We start from the raw sequence: 318 nt of genomic DNA, 5'->3' as shown, positions 1-318 counted from the left end.
CCAGTGCCTGGCGCCGCCAGAGATTACGCCGCCAGCGGGCGAAACGATAAAACAGGAAAATCAGCAGTATTGCAGCGAGCAGAGCCGCCAGAACATACCAGCCGGGAGGAAGGGGAAACCACGAAAACCGCCCGGGCAATGCGGGCTGGAATAAGTCCGGTACACTAAATCCCTTTTCCAGCATTTAAAGCCCCCTTTGCAGCTGCCGGTTTAAATCCTGAGTCACCACAATTTGATTTACGCGGATCCCCAGCCTTGTCAGCTTTTTCTCCTGCGCGCCGAGACGGGCGGTAATGCTTTGTTGTATTTCATCGCGCA

1 protein-coding gene is annotated in these 318 nt (G+C 55.0%); it reads right to left on the bottom strand.

The features are described from left to right. On the bottom strand, window positions 1-184 hold a 184-nt coding region (locus tag J1784_RS00140), incomplete at its 3' end, for a DUF4381 family protein (protein WP_217147569.1). Window positions 185-318: the final 134 nt, after the last annotated feature.

Source organism: Rahnella ecdela, assembly GCF_019049625.1.
GTDB classification, from domain to species: Bacteria; Pseudomonadota; Gammaproteobacteria; order Enterobacterales; family Enterobacteriaceae; genus Rahnella; species Rahnella ecdela.
This window is presented reverse-complemented; position numbering and strand designations above follow the sequence as displayed.